The organism is Shewanella mesophila (assembly GCF_019457515.1).
Taxonomy (GTDB): domain Bacteria; phylum Pseudomonadota; class Gammaproteobacteria; order Enterobacterales; family Shewanellaceae; genus Shewanella; species Shewanella mesophila.
Window position 1 is genome coordinate 3,459,259 of sequence record NZ_CP080421.1, and the last position, 20,032, is coordinate 3,479,290.

General features: G+C 45.9%; 20 protein-coding genes. 8 read left to right on the forward strand and 12 right to left on the reverse strand.

All coding sequences use genetic code 11. The features are described 5' to 3' along the window. The first annotated feature begins 314 nt into the window (after positions 1–314). Both K0I73_RS15330 and K0I73_RS15335 read left to right on the forward strand, forming a co-directional pair. A complete protein-coding gene (locus K0I73_RS15330) occupies positions 315–2,357 on the forward strand; it encodes a S9 family peptidase (RefSeq protein WP_220061928.1) in 2,043 nt (680 codons plus the stop codon). 182 nt (positions 2,358–2,539) lie between these two features. After that, complete coding sequence (locus K0I73_RS15335) at positions 2,540–3,202, forward strand: SDR family NAD(P)-dependent oxidoreductase (protein ID WP_220061929.1); 663 nt, start codon at positions 2,540–2,542, stop codon at positions 3,200–3,202. Between the two features lie 118 nt (positions 3,203–3,320). On the opposite strand, the gene K0I73_RS15340 is transcribed toward K0I73_RS15335, so the two are convergent. The 5 genes from K0I73_RS15340 to K0I73_RS15360 form a co-directional block, all read right to left on the reverse strand. Continuing rightward, positions 3,321–4,805 (reverse strand): protein adenylyltransferase SelO, encoded by a 1,485-nt coding sequence (locus K0I73_RS15340; protein ID WP_220061930.1) that lies wholly within the window; start codon positions 4,803–4,805, stop codon positions 3,321–3,323. Positions 4,806–4,980: 175 nt separating this feature from the next. Then, on the reverse strand, positions 4,981–5,322 hold the full coding sequence (locus K0I73_RS15345) for a ribbon-helix-helix domain-containing protein (protein ID WP_258405206.1): 342 nt from the start codon (positions 5,320–5,322) through the stop codon (positions 4,981–4,983). A 57-nt stretch (positions 5,323–5,379) separates the two neighbouring features. Beyond that, positions 5,380–5,940: a DJ-1/PfpI family protein gene (locus tag K0I73_RS15350; RefSeq protein ID WP_220064412.1), complete on the reverse strand. Its 561-nt coding sequence runs from the start codon at positions 5,938–5,940 to the stop codon at positions 5,380–5,382. Positions 5,941–6,137: 197 nt separating this feature from the next. Continuing rightward, positions 6,138–7,220 (reverse strand): rhomboid family intramembrane serine protease, encoded by a 1,083-nt coding sequence (locus tag K0I73_RS15355; protein ID WP_220064413.1) that lies wholly within the window; start codon positions 7,218–7,220, stop codon positions 6,138–6,140. Between the two features lie 15 nt (positions 7,221–7,235). Next, positions 7,236–7,820 (reverse strand): hypothetical protein, encoded by a 585-nt coding sequence (locus K0I73_RS15360; protein ID WP_220061931.1) that lies wholly within the window; start codon positions 7,818–7,820, stop codon positions 7,236–7,238. 566 nt (positions 7,821–8,386) lie between these two features. On the opposite strand from K0I73_RS15360, the gene K0I73_RS15365 reads away from it, so the two are divergent. Together K0I73_RS15365 and nhaD are read left to right on the forward strand one after the other, a co-directional pair. Beyond that, complete coding sequence (locus K0I73_RS15365; RefSeq protein WP_220061932.1) at positions 8,387–9,244, forward strand: pirin family protein; 858 nt, start codon at positions 8,387–8,389, stop codon at positions 9,242–9,244. Positions 9,245–9,544: 300 nt separating this feature from the next. Then, entirely contained in the window at positions 9,545–11,020 is a 1,476-nt protein-coding gene (gene nhaD / locus K0I73_RS15370; RefSeq protein ID WP_220061933.1) for a sodium:proton antiporter NhaD, read from the forward strand. A gap of 86 nt (positions 11,021–11,106) precedes the next feature. Here nhaD and K0I73_RS15375 read toward each other — a convergent pair whose 3' ends face one another. Next, positions 11,107–12,489, reverse strand: a complete 1,383-nt coding sequence (locus K0I73_RS15375; RefSeq protein WP_220061934.1) for a Na+/H+ antiporter NhaC family protein — start codon at positions 12,487–12,489, stop codon at positions 11,107–11,109. Positions 12,490–13,023: 534 nt separating this feature from the next. On the opposite strand from K0I73_RS15375, the gene rihA reads away from it, so the two are divergent. Both rihA and rbsK read left to right on the forward strand, forming a co-directional pair. Further along, positions 13,024–14,016: a pyrimidine-specific ribonucleoside hydrolase RihA gene (gene rihA, locus K0I73_RS15380; RefSeq protein WP_220061935.1), complete on the forward strand. Its 993-nt coding sequence runs from the start codon at positions 13,024–13,026 to the stop codon at positions 14,014–14,016. Between the two features lie 49 nt (positions 14,017–14,065). Beyond that, positions 14,066–14,977 (forward strand): ribokinase, encoded by a 912-nt coding sequence (gene rbsK / locus K0I73_RS15385; RefSeq protein WP_220061936.1) that lies wholly within the window; start codon positions 14,066–14,068, stop codon positions 14,975–14,977. Here rbsK and K0I73_RS15390 read toward each other — a convergent pair. Continuing rightward, positions 14,974–15,495, reverse strand: a complete 522-nt coding sequence (locus K0I73_RS15390; protein ID WP_258405207.1) for a hypothetical protein — start codon at positions 15,493–15,495, stop codon at positions 14,974–14,976. The two genes, rbsK and K0I73_RS15390, sit on opposite strands and share 4 nt — an antisense overlap. Before the next feature lie 483 nt (positions 15,496–15,978). Between K0I73_RS15390 and K0I73_RS15395 the strand changes: the two genes are divergently transcribed. Further along, positions 15,979–16,215, forward strand: coding sequence for a ribosome alternative rescue factor ArfA (locus tag K0I73_RS15395; protein ID WP_220061937.1), 237 nt, complete (start codon positions 15,979–15,981; stop codon positions 16,213–16,215). A gap of 130 nt (positions 16,216–16,345) precedes the next feature. Next, complete coding sequence (locus tag K0I73_RS15400) at positions 16,346–17,278, forward strand: DMT family transporter (protein WP_220061938.1); 933 nt, start codon at positions 16,346–16,348, stop codon at positions 17,276–17,278. A gap of 13 nt (positions 17,279–17,291) precedes the next feature. Here K0I73_RS15400 and K0I73_RS15405 read toward each other — a convergent pair whose 3' ends face one another. The 5 genes from K0I73_RS15405 to K0I73_RS15420 form a co-directional block, all read right to left on the reverse strand. Further along, complete coding sequence (locus K0I73_RS15405; protein WP_220061939.1) at positions 17,292–17,468, reverse strand: hypothetical protein; 177 nt, start codon at positions 17,466–17,468, stop codon at positions 17,292–17,294. A gap of 190 nt (positions 17,469–17,658) precedes the next feature. After that, on the reverse strand, positions 17,659–18,570 hold the full coding sequence (locus K0I73_RS15410) for a hypothetical protein (protein ID WP_220061940.1): 912 nt from the start codon (positions 18,568–18,570) through the stop codon (positions 17,659–17,661). Between the two features lie 106 nt (positions 18,571–18,676). Then, positions 18,677–18,967, reverse strand: a complete 291-nt coding sequence (locus tag K0I73_RS19185; protein ID WP_258405208.1) for an AI-2E family transporter — start codon at positions 18,965–18,967, stop codon at positions 18,677–18,679. Next, the gene (locus tag K0I73_RS19190) at positions 18,936–19,283 is read right to left on the reverse strand and encodes an AI-2E family transporter (protein WP_258405209.1); all 348 of its coding nucleotides are present in this window, start codon (positions 19,281–19,283) and stop codon (positions 18,936–18,938) included. Before K0I73_RS19190 ends, K0I73_RS19185 begins: the two co-directional genes overlap by 32 nt. 22 nt (positions 19,284–19,305) lie before the next feature. After that, complete coding sequence (locus K0I73_RS15420; RefSeq protein ID WP_220061941.1) at positions 19,306–19,977, reverse strand: potassium channel family protein; 672 nt, start codon at positions 19,975–19,977, stop codon at positions 19,306–19,308. Positions 19,978–20,032: the final 55 nt, after the last annotated feature.

The following is a 20,032-nucleotide window of genomic DNA, read 5'->3' on the forward strand; positions in this document are numbered from 1 at the left end:
CTGGTCCTTGTATAAGGACATATTTGGGATTGCCCTTGATGCCCCTCTTGCCCTAGTGTGGAATGGAATTCCACGACTTACCTCGGCCGTAAGACCGCATGGCCTATGGGTGAGAAACCCACAATGTACTCGATCGCAAGACACCCAAAAAAAATAGTAACAGTCAGCCCCGAAACTTATACGCCAAACTAATACGCCAAACTAATACAAAATTAATATCCAGCATCTACAATAGACACGCACTAACGAACTAATCTAACTAACAATTCATAGTCTGATGTAAACCAAACTATCAAGTAGAAGGAGATCCACTCGTGAAGAAAGTAGGGATTCTATTAATCTGCCTGCTGATGCCCTTTGCTACGGCATTTGCACAGGCCACTAAACCGCTTTCAGTCGATGTGCTGTGGCAACTCAAACGTATTGGCAGTCCAATCATCTCACCACAGGGAGAATACATTGTCGCGCCAGTCACCCAATATGATGTCCCAGAAGATAAGGGCTCAACCCAGCTATGGCTATTTGCTAAAGATGGTTCGAGCCAACGTGCCATTACCGCCGAAGGGATGAGAGTCAGCGAGCCGCTATTTTCCCCCGATGGCAAAACCCTAGCCTTTGTCAGTAAGCGCGACAAAGATGAAGATGGTCAAATCTATCTGCTGCCAATGGGTGCCCCCGGTGAGGCCCAACGGCTAACAAATGTGCCAGGTGGGGTTTATGGCATCAAGTGGGTAGGTGAACATCTCTATTTTATTAGCCGTATTTATCCTGATAAAAACTGGGATGAAATGGCTAAGCAGTTAAAAGCAGACAAAGACACCAAAGTCTCTGCCCATCAATGGAATGCCCTGCCCTATTCAAGCTTCGATCATTGGATTGAAGAGGAGCGTCAAGCCCATATCTTCCGTATCGCGGCTAAGGGTGGTGATATAGAGGCCGTTACCCAACCGTTAGAAATCGAGTTACCTCGCTCTTCGCAAGGGGCTGACAGCTATGATATCGACCCAAGTGAAACATGGGTGGCGTTTAACGCTAACGGCTGGGAAGCTGAGCTTAAGACCCGTCAGGTCGATCCTAAGATTGATATCTTTTTGGCCAAAATTGGTAGTGATAAAGCGGTAAATCTCACCAAAGACAACCAAGCGCCTGATAGCAGTCCATCATTTAGTCCAGATGGCAAAACCTTGGCTTTTACTCGCCAGCTTATTCCTGGCTTCTATGCCGACAAATCACGTCTGATGTTACTAGATCTTAAAAAACGTAGCGAACGAGAGCTGGCAAAAGAGTGGGATCGCTCTGTATCGAGCTTTAGCTGGACGCCTGATAGCAAAGGTTTTTATGCCGCTATTGATGATGCTGCCACCAGACGGATTTATCACATCGATGCCAAAAATGGCAAAATAAAGCCCATCACTAAAGCAACCAACTTTGGTCAACCTGTAATGGCTAAGAATGGTGCCTTGATCGCAACTAATGACAGCTTTCTCTACCCACCACGTTTAGTCGCGATAAACCCCAAAAATGGTGAGACTTCGCGTTTAGACTCATTTAACGATGATGTGCTGGCCGATGTGGATATGGGCACCTACGAGTCCGTCACCTATAAAGGCTATCAGGGTGATGATATTCAGATGTGGGTGCACTATCCTCCGGGGTTTGATCGCAGCAAGAAATATCCCTTGATGATGCTGATCCACGGTGGTCCTCACAATGGCATCTCTGACGGATTTCACTTCCGCTGGAATGCGCAAACCTTCGCCTCTTGGGGATATGTTACCGCTTGGGCTAACTTCCATGGTTCGAGTGGTTTTGGACAAGAGTTTGCCGACAGCATCAATCCCGATTGGAAAAATAAGTCACTGGATGATGTGTTAAAAGCCGCCGATTGGTTTAAACAAAAAGAGTGGATCGATGGCGATCGCATGGTCGCCGGTGGTGGCAGTTACGGTGGTTATTTATCGTCCATTATCTTGGGTCAAGAAAACCCCTTCAAAGCCCTGTTAATTCACGCTGCGGTTTACAACATGTACTCGCAGATGTCGTCTGATTTTGCAGTCCATAGCACTCGTTTCGGCTATTACTGGGAAAAGCCTGAGATCTATCAGTCAATCTCTCCGCACTACTTTGCAGGCAATTTTAATACGCCGACACTGATCATCCATGGGCAGTTGGATTATCGTGTTCCCGTAGGCCAAGGCTTTGAGTTATTCCGCACCTTACAGAGTCGCGGCGTCGAATCAAGAATGATCTATTTCCCCGACGAAAATCACTGGATCTTAAAGCCCAACAACTCGATCTATTGGTACAACCAAGTTAAAGATTGGATGACTCACTACGCCGAGCCTGGTGGCCGCTAAACCATCCACAAGACTCAAGCTTAACCGCTTGATAAAACGCGAATCATAAAGGCTACCGACTAAGGTGGCCTTTATCATTTTTAAACTCAAAGATTGCTGATAAGGATCAGTTTTAACATCACAGATTATGGCGAACATTTAAGGCATAATAAGCCAATCTGAAACAATGAAGGTGAGCCTGCATGATACTAATTACTGGCGCCAGCAGCGGCTTAGGCGCGGCGTTAGCCAAGCTTTATGCCAAAGATAATCAAAATGTGACTATTACTGGTCGCGACCAAATCCGCTTACAAAGCATCAGTGAGGCATCGAGTAAGATCCAAGCCATCAGCGCAAATCTAAGTAATGAATCCTCAGTCTCGGCGTTACTGGATCGACTACCAGCGCAGCCTAAGAGCGTTATTCACTGTGCGGGCAGCGGCTATTTTGGTGCCATAGAAACTCAACAAGCCACGGAGATAACCAAGCTGCTGGAAAACAATGTCACCTCCACCATACTGTTAGTGCGTGAGCTAGTTAAACGCTATAAAGATCAAAAAATCAATGTGGTAATCGTGATGTCTACTGCGGCCTTAGCCGCCAAAGCGGGCGAATCGACCTATTGCGCAGCTAAATGGGCGGTGCGCGGATTTATTGAATCGATACGTTTAGAGCTGAAGAATAGTCCGATGAAACTGATCGCCGTGTACCCCGGCGGCATGGATACCGGTTTTTGGCCAAGCAGCGGTAAAACCCTGGACACCTCTAGTTTTATGTCGGCCGAGGAGGCGGCGGGAATGTTAAAGCAGGCACTGACTGCCAGCGAACATGGTTATATCTCAGATATCACCATTCAGAGAGGCTAGCTCAATCGCTTGAAAACATAAACTAAAAAGCAGAGCTAACGCCATCACTCTGCTTTTTGTTAATTTAAAATACCCCAGCAATAACCACTAAACTCAACGACTGTTTAGCTCATTGCCGTTAAGTACCGCAGTAACTCACAAATGGGCCGAAGCCCGCGGGCGCAGGCTTTGCGTAATCCTCTGCACCCGATTGCGCGGTGTATGGGTTAGCTAACACACTGATCAATTGTTCGAAAGGCTGATAATCGCCACGCTGCTCGGCGGCCTCTATCGCCTGCTCCACCAAATGGTTACGGGCAATGTAGAGTGGATTGTTCCCATTCATCATCTTGACCCTATCGAGCGTGGATATCGACTCCTTCGCTAGGCGAGTCAGCCATAATTGACGCCATTGATTGAAACTCGTGCTATCGCTGAAGAGCTGTTCGCTGTCATTGCGGCCGATTTCTAAATCACTGGCCAGCTGACGAAACAGAGAGGTAAAGTCCACCTTTTGGCCCTGCATGGACTCAAGCAGCTGCTCACCTAAATTAAAATCGGCATCATCTTCTGTGGTTAAGCCAAGTTTGGCGCGCATCCCCTTAAGCCAATGGTGTTTAAATGGGGTCCAAAAATCGCCGATCGCTTGGGTCGCCTCTGCGATCGCTAACTCCTCATCGGTGTTGATCAATGGTAATAAGGTTTCGGCTAGGCGAGCTAAGTTCCACTGGGCAATCGCGCCTTGATTACTGTATTTATAACGTCCACCGCTATCGATAGAACTAAACACCGCATTGGCATCATAATCATCCATAAACGCACAGGGGCCATAATCTATGGTTTCACCGCTGATGGTCATGTTATCGGTATTCATCACCCCATGAACAAAACCCACCAATAACCAGTTGGCAATCAGCTTGGCTTGTCTATCTCGCACCGCGCACAAAAACGCGAGATAAGGCTGCTCACTCTGCAGCACCTCTGGGTAATGACGGGCAATGGCGTGATCGGCTAAAAGCTTAACCTTATCTTGCTCACCTTGAGCGGCAAAATATTGAAAGGTACCAACACGCAGATGACTCGATGCGACTCTCGCGAGTACAGCGCCTGGCAACTGTTGATTATTGCGTAGAATGGTCTCGCCAGTGGTGACAGCAGCAAGCGCGCGAGTAGTTGGAATGTTCAGCGCATTCATCGCTTCGCTAACGATATACTCCCTTAGCACAGCGCCAATCACCGCCTTGCCATCACCGCCGCGAGAAAAACGAGTAGGGCCAGAGCCTTTAAGTTGTAGATCGAAGCGCTGTCCCTGTTTATCTAATACTTCGCCCAGCAATAATGCCCGGCCATCCCCAAGCTGGGGATTAAAGCCGCCAAATTGATGCCCAGCATAAACCTGTGCCAGTGGCGAGCTGCCAGCTGGTGCATTGCCTCCCGACAGTGCCTGAGCGACTTGTTCCCTATCTAGATTACTTAGGCCCATCTGTTGTGCTAAAGGCTCATTTAACTTGACTAACTGGGGAGCGGGCGCCAAGTCTCCGAGACAAGCGACATAAAAACCATCAAGTTCATTGGCGTAGCTGTTATCGAAGTTAAGGCCAAGATCGATAGGCGTCTGGGTCATGGTGATATCCGTAGCTGAAAAAGTGAATCGAGAATGCATGTCACTACTTTAGCTTAATTACGCCGAGAAAGAGACTGTAATTTACAGTGATAATATTGGCTCAAACCCTTACAAATAAAGAGGAATTGATTAATCGGCAGTCAAATTGTAACCGGTCTAAGATCGCCGCTGACGCTTATGCCGTCATCTCAGAGTCGAGTGACTCAAGGTTCGAGATTGGCGGAGCAAGCACAAGCCGAGTACCTTGGTTCAAGTAAGTGGTACAAGCGACTCTTAATAGAGAGCTAAAATTACTCATCTCTGGATTTTTAAGCTGTACCTCACCATAGATGCGCGTTAAGAACTCAGCAATAGTTAAGTCAGCCTCATCCGCTATCTGCTGCAAAATCTGCCAAAACACCGCCTCAAGGCGAATACTGGTAACCACACCATCGATACGAATAGAGCGAGTCTTAAGGGCAAACAGTTCAGGCTCGGCACCGGAATAGATCTCACACATGATTTTCTCCCTAATCATTACACATCCCTAGCCTGAACCCATTTGCGCTACAAGGCAATTAGACCTTTATCGCCCTTAACTCAACAAGGCGTTAAATTGAGCTAGCCATGTAGGATGTGCAGGCCATGCAGGCGCAGTCACTAAATGGCCATCGGTAATGGCATCAGTTACTGCAATATCACAGTATTCACCACCAGCTTGGCTCACTTCTGGCGCACATGCAGGATAAGCAGAAATTCGTTTTCCTTTGATCACGTTAGCCGCCGTTAATATTTGTGCGCCGTGGCATACCGCGGCGATAGGTTTATTGTTAGCAGCAAAAGTCTGTACCAGCGTGATCACCGCTGCATTGAGTCGTAAATACTCAGGGGCTCGTCCACCGGGAATTAACAGAGCATCGAAGTTGGCTTCGACTACATCCGCAAAAGTACCATTTAAACCAAAAAGATGACCTGGTTTTTCAGTGTACGTTTGGTCTCCCTCAAAATCATGGATAGCGGTTTTTAGCGTGTCTCCCGCTTTCTTGTCAGGACACACGACAGTGACTTGATGTCCTACCATCTGCAATGCCTGAAACGGCACCATTAATTCATAGTCTTCGACAAAATCACCCGCAATAATAAGTACCTTTGCCATCATTCACTCCTTGTTTATCAGTTGGACAAAATACTATCTAATCCGATCTACTTTACCTCGCTTAGATGAGTCGAGGTAATAGCCGATTACTACAAAACTGCTTGAGGGCAAGCGGCATCAATTAGGCACAAAAAAAGCGCCCGCAGGCGCTTTTAACAGATACAGATAAAAATCTATGTATAAAGATAAGCAAGAGCCTAACGAGCGACTTTTACTTCGGGTTCATTTAGCATTGCCAACAATGGATTGCTCGCCATTACTTTAGGTTTGAGCAAGATACCAATCACTAAACCAGCGATAAAGCCACCGATATGAGCCCAGTAAGCTACGCCTTCACCTGCCATCATGAGTCCAAAAATATTGAAGCCTAACCAGATCGCGAAAAAGGCTAACGGACTGAGTTTCTTCTGATAGATGACAAACATAAAGGTTAGGCTGGCATGACGGAACCACATCAAATACATACCAAATAGTCCAGCGATTGCCCCGCTAGCCCCCACCATATAAACACTCGATGCGGGATCGGCGACAATTTGTGCTGCCGCGGCTGCAAAACCACATAGCAGATAGAGACCTAAAAACTTGGCTCGGCCAAGCGCATCTTCAAGATTATCTCCTACCACATAAAGGAAATACATATTGCCAGCCAGATGCATTAAATCACCATGAAGGAACATATGGCTCACTAAAGACCAAGGATGATGCCCCGCAAGCAGGTCGCTCGATCGCATGGCGAAGTTATCAAATACCGTATTGGTGGTATTGATATCGAAGCCATAAAAAGCAAAGATCAAGATGTTCACCGTCAACAATAGATAGGTCACTATCGGACGCGATTTGGGCTTAATATTGAACTCAATTGGCATCTGAGATAAAAACTGAAACACCCAGGTTTTCACACTGATTTTTGCATCCAGTTCACCCAGTAAATTTTTCACTAACGGTGAATTCACCACCTTGCTGCGCTCATGTTCATCAATCCAAATACCACTGCATTGATGACAAACATCGACCTCTATTTGATAACCATCCATCAAATGGTAACGTTGCATGTTAAAATCGCAGTGCTGACAGCAACGCTGGGATATGCCCAGATGCTGACCTAATGTCTCTTCGACTCGCACCGCATCATCGCCATTATCGGCTTTCGATAAGGCGCCATTTAACTCACCATTTTCAAACCACATACCACCACAATTTTTACAGCTATCGACCTCTTCGCCGTGAAAGTGGTTTACTCTCATTACGCCTTGTTCACAGCCTGGACAACTTGTCGCCATCATTAAATCCCTTTATTAATCTACAAAGATATCGTTACGCTTTAGTTCATCGGCCAAGGCCGTGTAATTTGCCTTCAATGCGGGCAAAGTCTTATCGCTTACCTCTTGAGTCAGCGCTTTTAGCAGACCACCGCCATATTTCGCCCCATAGATACGCCGTTCAATCTTGTCGATGAGATCGGCTGACTGCATGTAGAAACGACGAGTCTCAGAGAGCAATTTGGGCGGAGTCTCTAAGGTGTAGGGCGAATAACGCATGTTTTCCCATACGAAGGTGGCCAATACGGGGTGATGATTCTTAATCTCATAGGGAGCCTTACCCGAAATAAAATCGGCATACTCATTAATAATATTAACGTTGTCAGACACCTCATCATATAAGGCATGACGTAGGTAATAGTTATTTTGCTTGTTGGTAAGGTTGTCAAATGTAATAGCCTGAGACAAGCCCTCTTGGGCAGCAAGATAAACCCCAACGACCGTTGCGATAATCATAAAGATCTGGCTAACCCAGAAGCTGGTTTTTATCAGCTCGGCATTATCGAGCTGAAAACGTTTGGTATGCACTTTATTGGTACTGGCATTTGAATTGATCTCCATATCCTATCTGACTCCTAAAATAGTACTGTCTAACAGATGATCTAACAGCTAGCTATTCTAGCTATTTTAAGAGGGCGAATACTAGAGCCTGTTGATCTTTCAAGGTTATTTTTGCACCGAATTCTTGATTATTTATACAAGACAGAAGCTTTGTGGTGTAGTTATTCTACATAGAAAGCTGACAACACAGTATAAATGACCAACAAACGCTGTCCGAAGGGTTCGACTAAAAACGTTTTACTCTTTGCTAAGTCAATTTTGCCCAGATGACTAGGCTGCAATCCACTCGCCGCGATTATTTCATGGTGCCAGAATCTGCTCTCCGCTTTGAGTTGTTACCCCTATTAGCCCCGTCACAACGAACAATACCACTCAATATAAATTCTAATTAATCGAATAGAATGGGCAATATTTCGCTATATTCGTTCGATACAATAGTTGTTAATCTCAGCTTATTCACCTGCAGCGACACGCTACTGCCACAGCTGAGTTACAAAGCTTAGCTCAATGGTATAGCTCATCGACATAGCTGGTGTATCTATTTGGTCTCGATCGAGGAAACAGAAATGAAAGTATCAAGTCAATTTAGTGCCAGACCCGCAATGGACGGCGACGGTGTCAACATCCGACGAGTCGCCGACTTTGCAAATACCAAATTCGATCCCTTCTTGATGCTTGATGAGATCAAATCTGATGATGAGCAAGATTTCATTGGAGGATTCCCCCCTCACCCACACCGTGGTATTGAAACCTTTACCTATATACGTAAAGGCGGTTTCGAACATAGAGATCAGTTAGGCAATGTCAAAGCGATTCGTGCTAGTGACGTTCAATGGATGAGCACTGGCAGCGGCGTAGTGCATTCAGAAATGCCATTAGCCGATGCAACCGATGGGCTGCATGGGTTTCAGATCTGGCTCAATATGCCAGCCAAAGATAAGATGCGTCCCGCGATCTATAAAGACAGCACAGATACTCGCAACCCAGAAATCAGTAATGGCGATGGCGCCGTGCTACGCGCCTTAGCTGGCGATTGGCAGTTTGCTGGGGGAAATACCATTAGCGCCCCAGTACAAGGGCTAGCGGGTCAAGGTATAATCGCCGATCTCATGCTCAATAAGGATGCTCGCGCCAATATTGATCTGAGTCATCGTCAGTATGCCGGGCTATATCTATATCAAGGCAGTCTGATTAATACAGAGCAGGCCGAAACCCGCCATTACCACGAAGGCCAATATCTGATCCTCGACAGCCAAACCTTACTAAGCTTGCAAGCAGGCGAGCATGGTGCAGGTGCCCTAATCTTTGGCGGAGATCCTATCAACGAGGCAATCGTCCATATGGGACCGTTTGTGATGAACACCCAAGCGGAGATCCGCCAGGCGATTGAGGACTATCAAGCGGGACGCTTCGGCTCAATCTAAACATCTATCTACTATTCCCATCAGCATAGGAGCGCGCACAATACGGCGCGCTTGCAGCATTTCAATAAGTCGTTATAGCCTAAACCTCAACATCATTTTGATTGCTTTCACAGATCCTAAAATAATTAAATATGCGACACTTGTTAGCAATAAGTTGCTTTTTGCGCATTTATTTAGCAGGTTTAAGCAAAAAGATAATAATTAAGTTAAAGGTAATACAAACAAACTTGAGCAACATCAAAATTTAAAACATCTAAGCTGTGGTAATTTTTAAGCTATTCCTAACATTGAGAACACTTGATGAAATTATTTCCGCTAGTTAAAACCCTGCTTTCATCACCGATAGCAAAGTGTATTTTAATCCTCACGGCACTGTTTACCCCTTCTGCATTTGCTAGTGCAGCCGAGGGCACGGAGCAAGTGTTAAATCTCACCGCAACAGGCGCGGGTTATGCTGCAGTGGTCATCTTCGTATTGGCTTACCTGCTAGTCATGGGTGAAGAGCTGCTCCACCTTCGAAAATCCAAGCCTGTATTAGTCGCTGCGGGGTTAATCTGGGGCATTATCGGTTTCATTTACGTGCAGCATGGGATGTCAGAACTCTCAGAAACCGCCTTTAAACACAACCTACTTGAATATGCCGAGCTACTGCTATTCCTGCTTGTGGCAATGACCTATATCAACGCGATGGAAGAACGTAATCTTTTCGATAGCCTTCGAGCCTGGATGGTAGGTCGTGGATTTAGTCTGCGGACCGTTTTTTGGCTAACTGGTTTTATGGCATTTTTTATCTCTCCGATAGCCGATAACCTCACTACCGCACTGTTAATGTGTGCAGTCGCGATGAAGGTGGGCGGTGATGATAAGAAGTTTATCGCCATCGCTTGTATCAATATCGTGGTTGCCGCCAATGCAGGTGGCGCCTTTAGCCCCTTTGGGGATATCACTACCTTAATGGTATGGCAAAAAGGGGTGGTGCACTTCGGAGAATTTATCGACCTATTTATCCCCTCTCTGATTAACTACTTAGTGCCAGCAGCAATTATGAGCTTCTTCATCGTTAACACGGTTAACCAAACTGAAGTAGAGAAAGTCGTGATGAAGCGTGGCGCGCGCCGTATCGTACTGCTATTTTTGATGACTATCGCTACCGCCGTATGTACCCATAGTCTGTTGGGGTTACCTCCAGTACTCGGCATGATGACTGGACTCGGTTTTCTACAGTTTTTCGGTTTCTATCTTCGTAAGAGCTTTCCAAAAGCGGTCGTTAAGGCACGCGAACAGGCTGAGCGAGAAAATAACCTTAAGCGTCTAGAACAGCTGGGTAATGTTGTGCCTTTCGATGTATTTAGTCGTATCGCTCGTGCCGAGTGGGACACCTTACTCTTCTTCTACGGCGTGGTATTGTGCGTTGGCGGCCTTGGATTTATGGGTTATTTAAGCCTAGTATCTGAGGCCATGTACACTCATTGGGATGTCACCTACGCCAATATTGCTATCGGACTACTCTCCGCTATCGTGGACAATATTCCAGTGATGTTTGCTGTGCTCACCATGAATCCTGATATGGCATTAGGTCAATGGTTACTCGTCACCTTAACCGCTGGTGTGGGTGGCAGCTTGTTATCGATTGGCAGCGCTGCTGGTGTGGCCCTGATGGGACAAGCTCGTGGCACCTATACCTTTATTGCCCATTTAAAGTGGTCCCCCGTCATCGCCCTAGGATATGCCGCCAGTATTTTGGTACATCTTTGGTTAAATTCAGCGCTGTTCTAATATCAATAGCCATCCACATAAGAGAGTGCACTTTGACGAATAAAAAAGGGACCTTAAATCGGTCCCTTTTTTTATGCTTGCGGTTTCTACGCCAGAATGAGGAAACCAACAAACGCAACCCCAGCAGCAATCAGAGCATAGGGAAGCTGAGTCACGGCATGGCTGACAAGATTACAATCTGAGCCTTGGGCGGCCAGCACGGTGGAGTCGGAATAGAAACACGCCTGACTACCAAATGATGATGCCGATAACAGTGCGCCAATCACTAACGGAATATTGGCATCAACCGCCTGAGCAAGTGGCATTACAATCGGAATGGAAACCGCAAAGATGCCCCAGCTCGATCCCGTCGCAAATGCCAATATCGACATAGTTAAGAACACGATTGCAGGCAAGAGCTGTGGCGTCATATAGGGGCTGAGATTACCTATCACATACTGTGGCAGCATCAACTTGTCACACACATCTTTAAATACAAAAGCGGCGATAACCGTGCCGATGGCAGGCAGCATAGACTTAAAACCATCGAGCATCTGCTCCATCATCTCTGATAGTGGCATTAGGCGCTGCACAGCATAGTAAGGCATAGTGATCGCCAATGTGGCAATCAAGCCCTTAAGCACATCGATATCGAAATAGAGGGTAAAACCCACCAGCAACAAGATAGGCACGAAGAAGTTATGCAATTTACCTAAATTATCAGCATGCTTAAACTCATCTTCAATCGCCTTAACACCATAATCATCAGGAGTTTGCACCTCTTCAGGATTACCTTGCTTCAAAGCGGGTTCCCCCTGGGCCGCGGCGAGCTGGGCTTTCTTCATCGGGCCAAATGCTGGCACAATCCCTAAGATAACCAACAGCACCATAAGCACGGCAAGCCAAGCGTAGATCATATAAGGGATCGCTGACATATAAACAGCAATACCTTGCCCTTCTGCCGCGATACCGTTGTCGACCAGCAGACCACCGAAAAATACCGCCCAAGTTGAGAGCGGTACTATCACACAGATAGGCGCCGCTGTAGAGTCAACAACATACGCCAGCATCTCACGAGACACCTTAAACTTGTCGGTGACTCGCTTCATAGTTGAACCAACGGTCAACGCATTGAGGTAGTCGTCGATAAAGATCACGACACCAAGGATAAAGGTCATAAACAGTGATGATTTAGGTCCTTTAGCAAATTTCAAGGCGTGACGACCAAATGCCATCGAGCCACCGGTTTTCACCAACAGCGCAATCAATGCACCGAAGCCGCCACATACTAAGATAAGCCAGCCAATGGTTTCATCGGCCATCACGGATAATGAAATATCAGAGAAATTGGTTAGCACTTGGTCGGGTTCAAACATCACGAGACCGACTAACGCACCAATGATTAATGAGAGAATTGGACGGCGTAACCAAATAGCTAACACCAAAACCACCACAGGTGGGATAAGACTTAAGGCTGTCGGTTCAGACATGGCTTAAGGTCCTTCTTAAATTGAGCCAATATGGCAAACTAATTTCACTAGGCGTGATTGAATAAATTTTCAACAACGCTTAATTGCTGCTTTATTATGGACATACCACCGATCCCAAGCTGGAGATCAATGCCTTTTTGTGCACCTTAGTTAAAACATCGGCGGCAAAATAATCCTCAAAGCAAGCTGAGTCAATAATAAATATTTATTTGGATAAAAAAATATTTTCCCACCAAACACAACCAAAGTTAAGCAATTGAAAAACAAGAATATAAGTAAGTGTTAAATGAACAATCAATCACCACGCGAATGCCTTGGTTATTCATCTAATCTGCTTATCTAAATGGGAGAAGGTTAGAGTTGGGATATTTAAAAGCGAGAAAGCAGGAATGTTGGATCGCTGGAATGTTAAAAGTTAGAAAACAGCAAGTTCGCTAGTCCCTAAGCGCCTTTAATCACAATTTGCGATGATAGAGATGACAATCACAAATAGCGTGTTAATCTGCCTCAGGAGTCAATCAATGGAGTATGACAATGACAAATTCAACCCCCTCAGTACATCCAACCGCGGTTATCAAACCGAGTGCATCTGCTCGGCCTATTATTCTTGATTGTGATCCTGGCCATGATGACGCGATTTCCCTCATCTTGGCGCTGAGCAGCACTCAGCTCAATCCATTGGCGGTAACTACAAGTGCGGGGAATCAGACCCCAGATAAGACCCTCAATAATGCGCTGCGCATCCTGACATTACTTAATCGTTCGGATATTCCTGTTGCTGGCGGCGCAATAAAACCCTTAGCGCGCGAACTCATCATTGCCGACAATGTTCATGGTGAAAGCGGTCTCGATGGCCCCAAACTACCCGATCCTGCTTTTACGGCTGTCAAGCAAAATGCCATAGAACTGATCGCACAAAAAGTGAGCCAAAGTAGCGAACCTGTAACGCTTATTCCGTCGGGACCTCTTACTAACATCGCACTATTTATTGCTAATTATCCTGAACTACACCATAAGATTGAGCGCATAGTCCTGATGGGCGGTGCGGCAGGCGTCGGCAATTGGACCCCAGCGGCAGAATTCAACATCTTCGTCGATCCTGAAGCTGCCGATATGGTGTTTAAATCTGGCATCCCTATTACTATGTGTGGCTTAGATGTGACCCATCAAGCGCAGATCATGGATGAGGATATTGAACGTATTCGACAAATTCCAAATCCCGTTGCCCAATGCGTTGCCGAGCTGCTAGACTTTTTCATGATCTATCATAGAGATCCTAAATGGGGCTTTACTGGTGCTCCCCTGCACGATCCATGCACTATCGCTTGGTTACTCAAACCTGAACTCTTTACCGCACAAGATTGTTGGGTAGCGGTAGAAACCAAAGGCGAACATACCCAAGGTATGACACTAGTCGACCGTTATCTACTCACAGATAAACCCAGTAATGCAACGGTGTTATTTGATATCGACCGAGAAGGGTTTGTAGATCTTATCGTTGAGTGTTTAACCGCTTATAACCAATAAGTCACCTAACGAGTAGGAGGAAAACCCTCCTACTTGGGACGAGGAAACCATGACTAGACTTCTTATTTTGGGCAGCGCTAATGCCGATCATGTAATGAACGTGGAATATCTACCCTGCGCGGGCCAAACCTTATTAAGCCAAAACTACCGTCTCGAACATGGCGGTAAAGGAGCTAATCAGGCTGTCGCTGTTGCTCGCCTACGAAACTCCAACACTCGGGTCGATTTTATTTGCCACCTTGGTAATGACGCCATTGGTGAAGCGATGGCGAACTCTTGGCTTAGTGATGGTATTGAGTCTGATGGGGTAAGCAAACAATCGGATTTCGCAACAGGAACGGCGATGATTTTTGTCGCTAATAATGGCGAAAATATGATTGGAATATCGGCGGGAGCAAACGCATCTCTGACCCCTAAAACACTCGAAAAACATCGCCAGCTTATTTTTGATGCTGACTATCTTTTAGTGCAGCTAGAAAATCCTGTAGTCACCATTGTTTCCGCCTTAGCCATAGCAAAAGAGCATGGTGTAACCACCATTCTCAATCCTGCACCAGCCACAGTGGTAGGCAAAGAGCTATTTCGTTTAGTCGATATTATCACGCCCAATGAGACCGAGGCCGAAGCGCTAACGGGAATCGAAGTCACCGACGAAGACAGTGCTAAATTTGCCGCGCAGATGCTACATCAATTCGGCCCCAAGACGGTGATTATTACCTTAGGTCAGCAGGGGGCGCTGCTAAGTTGCGAGGGTTTTAGTGGTATCATCCCCACGGTTGAGGTCAAGCCTATCGACACTGTGGCGGCGGGCGATACCTTTAACGGCGCACTAATGGTTGCATTGAGTGAAGGTAAGGATATGGTTAGCGCAGTAAAGTTTGCCCACCAAGCCGCTTCACTGACTGTCACCCGAGAAGGTGCCCAGCGTTCGATTCCCTATCGTCACGAAATTGAGGATTAAGGAGCCTCTCGGCAATCGAGTAGTATTTGACGAAAGTGGCCACCGAGATCTTCACTCGCAAACGCACCACCAGAACGGGCCAACTGTTCGACACTCTGCAGGGCTTGCTCTAAGCCTTGCTGATCGACCAATACTGACGCATACGCTGCTAAATCAGCACCTTGCTGCAACAGTGAGATGAGCTGAGCCAGACTAAACTCTTGCTCCATCGCCCCTTGAAGGTCGCCCATGAGCTCGGTAATTTTTGCCGATTCAGCTAATGCCCCCTCGACACCGACAAGATGGCCTAAGGGATCATTAGCTAATGTCATCGCGACGCATTGAGACAGAGAACCCGCTTTCGCCCCCTTAGCCACAACATCAATGCCTTGAGTGCGGATCTCATCGACAATGGTTTTAAGTTGTTGATCTTTATCGAGCCAAGCCTGCTCTATTTGCGCCTTATCGCTACCGATAAAACCGCAACCGGAAAGAAACAGCAGCCCCAACACTGTCATTGATTGAGTTATCATATTCATCTATTGCCACTCCTTTATAAACTTAATAGCACTATAACAATCCATGTTGAAATGACTATTAAATTAGTAGTGCTTTCAGTGCTCAACGCCCACTTCCCCCTTCATCGGAGCATCACGCTCACGACTAGTAAAGGCTGGTCTCTGATAGCGCTCTTTCCCAATCTCTGATTGAAATAGCAAAAAACAACAGAAACAGAAACAGAAACAGAAACAGAAACAGAAACAGAAACAGAAACAGAACTTTATTATGTGTCATAACGCCTGCTTATTATCAACAACCTCTGCATCGACACTAAAACCCACCTATCTCAAATTCAAAGCGATATTGATACAAAAAATGCGATTTTCGCTCATTTTTTGATTGATTTATCACCAAAAGCGGCGTACTGTTCGGCGATCTCAGCAAAGATAAGTCGCGTTAACAGGCTCACTCGTCGATGCAATGGATAAGTTAAATAGATAGGTAACAAAAGAGGATCTCCTATGAGTAAACATCGCAATAAGAGCGATGCCATCCCCCACGAGAGTGGTCGAGGCATCATTAAAGACAACGCCCTAAAGGCTATCGTTACCAGTGAGTTATTTAGAATGCGCACTGAGAAGCCAAGAAAAGGCAAAGGTTCATACAACCGCAAACAACAAAAGGGGCAGATGCTGAAGGGCGTTGCCCCTTTTGACTTTTTAGGCTTGATAGGTTCAAACAGCCTAACGCTTCATTAATTAAAACTAATTTCAATCCACCAGCATTATCCCATAGCAATAAAAGCTAAACTCAGTCAAAATCAGCCTTCATCACTCTTTGCTTAATCAGTTAAATGCGTTAGTTGCAGTCATAAGGGCGCAGTTGTCTATGTCATCTCAACCGATTCTCCCCAAATTAGTCCCTATCTCATTTTTGGCTGTGGTGTTGATCTGGTCTACTACGCCACTGGGTATCGTGTGGAGTAGCGAGTCGGTACATCCAACCATGGCGGTTCTGCTGCGAATGGTCATAGCACTAGTGATTGGCTCTGTGATCATCTTGTTCTCCAACATCCGCCTACCTTGGAACAGAACGGCATTTAAGCTCTACGGCTTCTCTTCAATCGGCATTGTCGGCGGCATGCTGCTTAGTTATTTTGCCGCACGCTATCTGCCCTCGGGCACCATGTCGCTCATTTTCGGGCTATCGCCTTTGCTTTCAGGGCTCTTGGCACAGAAATTACTTAATGAACCTAAATTCAGTCGGATGAAGATCATCGCATTGGTGGTCGCATTCACAGGTTTAGGTGTCGTTTGCTCGGCAAAACTCTCGCTTGCAAGCGACAGCTGGATAGGCTTAGTGCTTATCTTATGTGCCGTATTTTTATTTAGCCTAAGTGGAGTGCTGATTAAGACGGTAAACATCGCCATTCACCCTATCGCGAGTACCGTGGGCGCCCTGCTATTTTCGACGCCGCTATTTGCATTAGCCTGGCTGCTATTTGATAGCACGGTTCCAATCGATACTTGGTCAATACGCTCAATGGCGGCCATTATCTATTTAGGCCTATTTGGTTCGTTAATCGGATTTATTGCTTATTTTTATATTTTACAGCACCTTAATGCTAGCACAGTGGCATTAGTGACTCTGATAACGCCTGTGTTTGCCATGGGCTTGGGCGCAGTGCTAAATGGAGAGGCAATAACAGATGCGCTCATGGTTGGCGCAGGCTTAGTGCTCGGAGGCTTAGGCTTGTATCAATTTGGCAATAAAATGTTGCTGAGCCTTAAACCCTCAAGCGCTCACAGAAAAAAACAATAAAGCTTATCGCTTCTCACCCTTGCGCGGTTTGCTCCCGACGAGTGTGGGGGCAGATTTGCTGCTCGCAATAACAACGACGCTGTTGCTGCAACTTTCGAATATAGTCGATACGTTGACGATACGCCTCACAATCAAGATACAAGGCCTGATTCACCACAAAGCCTAGCTCAGATACATTACAGGTTTTCATATTCAGCTCCTCATTCTATTGACGTAAAACGTCATAGAAACTGGATTCACACAACCAGAATATATGCAGCATAAGTCGTACCAAAATAAGCTTGAATGAACTAAGTCACTTATTTGGCTGAATTATAGCTGACCTATAAATAGATACGTTGAATATGAGCGAACCGATCAAGCGTCAAAATCTGAGCAGCTCACTCCTCTTCGGCAATTGAGATATGCATTCTGCTAATGTCGCGATTCCATAGCTGAATAATTTTGCGCGTTTTCTCCTTATTCCAAAAACATTTGCCAAAAATGATAATGCCAGCCCCTTCGAGATCTCGACGAGAGTTGACCCCAAAACGCTGCTGCAATTCGGTTTTAAAGCCATCGATAGGAATACCGACATCTTTGCAATCGGCAGGATTGAGCCAAAGCAAGGCTTTGTCACTATGGGAAATCGTCCCCCAATACATGCGCGGCGCGCCATTGTCAGTAGGCTCAGCCTCACTAAAATTGACAAATAGATTTTTGGCTCGCCAACGATATTTTTCATCTGTGTACACCCACAGATCTGATGTCGCTAAATCACTACCACGCAGTAAACTATGCAGTAGTTTCTCTAAGCCTTCGCTGCCAATTTTGGGGGCTGGAATGGGCGTGTCTTCACTCGCCTTATAGGTAGGTGGAGTCTCATTAACTTCAGTCTTAATAGGCTTGCTCGAGGCAGGCGTATCAGACTGACACTCTTCGATTTTATCCTTAGTATCCGTTGTTTTATAACGTTTATTCGCAGCGCTGCGTTGCCTTGGCGCTTTAGCAAAATCGATTATCAAGGCTTCGCTATCGACAATAAGCTGATTCACCTCAACCGCATCTAGTTCCTCTCGTTGACGGCTCAAAGAGGGCTTAAACTCTCTGCAGTCAAGCTGGTGATAACGAGAGCCAAAGCAGGCCACTTTACCATCGCTTGAGGCTTTCCTGAAATAGGCTTTACCATCACATACAGGACAATATAGATGCTGGCGTAGCCGCTCAATTTCCGCTTCATCTAGGGTTTGGAACTTAAACACCGAATAGGTGATTTGAGGAAGATCATCTATCCGGCAAATAGCATCTAACATTGACTACCTCTGCATTAACACTCATGCCAGCGTTAAGGATTTAGATTAAAATGAGTATACCTTTTAGGTGAGTGCGACCACTAGATAAAAGCAACTCACCAGCCTCTCACTTGCCGCCAGTCTCTTGGCTGTCGCCGGCTAAAATCCCCTCTTGCTCAGCGACCTCTCCATTGCCTAACCAGGTAATAAACAGCTCATACCAAATAGCCAAGATCACCGCGCCCAAGAACAGACCTATGCTCCCAGCCGTCAACATACCACCAATAGCGCCAATAAGAATAACAGGCATAGGCACATCGACATCACGTCCCATCAACAAGGGTTTAAGAAAATTATCAGATAAACCAACGACTAAAACCCATATACTAAATATGGTCGCCGATAGTTGGGCCAGCAATACTAATATCTCCGCTTTGCAACACCTCAATGGTACGTGCCACACCATCAAAAATTGAACCCGACACAACAACTGGGGGAACTAACAGCATTATCCCCAGCAAAGTCAATACTACTGCCGCTAATCCCCTACGCCCTTTAAAGGCACGTTCGAGACGGTGAGTTAATGGCATTAACGCCACAGCGATGATCGCGCCCCATAAGACAGGAATGACAAAGGGCCTAACAATATCGTATGTCCATACAATTAAAATGAACAACAATCCAATGCGAATTGCCGATTCCATCATATTGCTAACAAAAAATTTTTTGTGCACCTAGCTCCTGATTATCCATGACTCATTCCCTACTATTTTTAGTTTGCGATAAACCCGCACTGACTAAACTTGCAACGACAATTGCCATGTAAAATACACCAGCAATCGCCTCCATATAAACCATCACCTGAGCAAATGGTGTTCGAGGGCTAATATCACCGTAACCTAAGGTAGTTAATGTGACAAAACTAAAATAGGTCAGTTGTGAGAGATTATGCCTCCAAGGCCCTCCATCAACGCCGTTAAATGCTTGAGGAGATACAACAATAATTAAAATATAGATTATGGACCAAATTAACCCAATCAACAGAAACAAGACGATAGAGCCAATAACTTTATTGGTATCAACATCACCAACAAATAAAATTTGCCGCGCAATCGACCGAAACGTTCCCCAAAAAAATACCATCATCAAAACGAGTATCAGGTAATCGAGCATTTCGATAGCAAATAGACGATAAAGTAGCGTGGCAGCAAGCCAGCAGATGATGATACTCACCATAAAACGGGTCCACGCCTTGTCAAAGCGTAAACTCAATATACACACCCCAAATGTCAATAGGGTGAAGCCCTCGATAATATACTCGAGTATTCCCTCGGGCATCACATTAACCAAAGAGGCGCTGATCAGTAAAGCAATGAGCGCCAGCGCGGTATAAATAAAGTTATTACTCTGAGTAATTTTCCCAGACATCTCCGCTCCTTACACCATCATCAGATTTCCATTAAGGCTTTCGACTACTCTAACT

What these genes read in the sequence shown, in the direction of transcription:
- K0I73_RS15335 (WP_220061929.1), top strand. Translation starts at nt 2,540, where the DNA reads ATGATACTAATTACTGGCGCCAGCAGCGGCTTAGGCGCGGCGTTAGCC.
- K0I73_RS15340 (WP_220061930.1), bottom strand. Translation starts at nt 4,805, where the DNA reads ATGACCCAGACGCCTATCGATCTTGGCCTTAACTTCGATAACAGCTAC.
- K0I73_RS15345 (WP_258405206.1), bottom strand. Translation starts at nt 5,322, where the DNA reads ATGATTAGGGAGAAAATCATGTGTGAGATCTATTCCGGTGCCGAGCCT.
- K0I73_RS15350 (WP_220064412.1), bottom strand. Translation starts at nt 5,940, where the DNA reads ATGGCAAAGGTACTTATTATTGCGGGTGATTTTGTCGAAGACTATGAA.
- K0I73_RS15355 (WP_220064413.1), bottom strand. Translation starts at nt 7,220, where the DNA reads ATGGCGACAAGTTGTCCAGGCTGTGAACAAGGCGTAATGAGAGTAAAC.
- K0I73_RS15360 (WP_220061931.1), bottom strand. Translation starts at nt 7,820, where the DNA reads ATGGAGATCAATTCAAATGCCAGTACCAATAAAGTGCATACCAAACGT.
- K0I73_RS15365 (WP_220061932.1), top strand. Translation starts at nt 8,387, where the DNA reads ATGAAAGTATCAAGTCAATTTAGTGCCAGACCCGCAATGGACGGCGAC.
- nhaD (WP_220061933.1), top strand. Translation starts at nt 9,545, where the DNA reads ATGAAATTATTTCCGCTAGTTAAAACCCTGCTTTCATCACCGATAGCA.
- K0I73_RS15375 (WP_220061934.1), bottom strand. Translation starts at nt 12,489, where the DNA reads ATGTCTGAACCGACAGCCTTAAGTCTTATCCCACCTGTGGTGGTTTTG.
- rihA (WP_220061935.1), top strand. Translation starts at nt 13,024, where the DNA reads ATGACAAATTCAACCCCCTCAGTACATCCAACCGCGGTTATCAAACCG.
- rbsK (WP_220061936.1), top strand. Translation starts at nt 14,066, where the DNA reads ATGACTAGACTTCTTATTTTGGGCAGCGCTAATGCCGATCATGTAATG.
- K0I73_RS15390 (WP_258405207.1), bottom strand. Translation starts at nt 15,495, where the DNA reads ATGAATATGATAACTCAATCAATGACAGTGTTGGGGCTGCTGTTTCTT.
- K0I73_RS15395 (WP_220061937.1), top strand. Translation starts at nt 15,979, where the DNA reads ATGAGTAAACATCGCAATAAGAGCGATGCCATCCCCCACGAGAGTGGT.
- K0I73_RS15400 (WP_220061938.1), top strand. Translation starts at nt 16,346, where the DNA reads ATGTCATCTCAACCGATTCTCCCCAAATTAGTCCCTATCTCATTTTTG.
- K0I73_RS15405 (WP_220061939.1), bottom strand. Translation starts at nt 17,468, where the DNA reads ATGAAAACCTGTAATGTATCTGAGCTAGGCTTTGTGGTGAATCAGGCC.
- K0I73_RS15410 (WP_220061940.1), bottom strand. Translation starts at nt 18,570, where the DNA reads ATGTTAGATGCTATTTGCCGGATAGATGATCTTCCTCAAATCACCTAT.
- K0I73_RS15420 (WP_220061941.1), bottom strand. Translation starts at nt 19,977, where the DNA reads ATGTCTGGGAAAATTACTCAGAGTAATAACTTTATTTATACCGCGCTG.